This window comes from Tritonibacter sp. SIMBA_163 (genome assembly GCF_046535935.1).
In the GTDB taxonomy this organism is placed as follows: Bacteria; Pseudomonadota; Alphaproteobacteria; order Rhodobacterales; family Rhodobacteraceae; genus Epibacterium; species Epibacterium scottomollicae.
Genome location: NZ_JAWJBP010001134.1, coordinates 1 through 243 on the forward strand (window position 1 = coordinate 1; position 243 = coordinate 243).

Consider the following 243-nt stretch of genomic DNA (forward strand, 5'->3'; position numbering starts at 1 on the left):
GCAGTTCCATCCGGTGCGTCCTTTGACGATTGCCCGCAGATCTTATCACCGAGCAAGCGAAGCCGAGCGACGGGAAGATCTCATTGTCGCAACGCTCGACTGCATTGCAGAAGCGGGCATCCAGGGGGCAACCGTTCGCCAGATCGCCGCTCGTGCCGGTGTCACCGGCGGGCTGATCCGCCACTATTTTTCCACCAAGGACCAGATGCTGCAGGCGGCCTACCGCCAGCTGATGAATGGCAT

The 243-nt window shown here is 60.9% G+C and carries 1 protein-coding gene; it reads left to right on the plus strand.

Annotation, left to right across the window (positions count from 1 at the left end):
* On the plus strand, positions 1-243 hold a 243-nt coding region (locus tag R0J92_RS25870), incomplete at both ends, for a TetR family transcriptional regulator (RefSeq protein ID WP_411053794.1).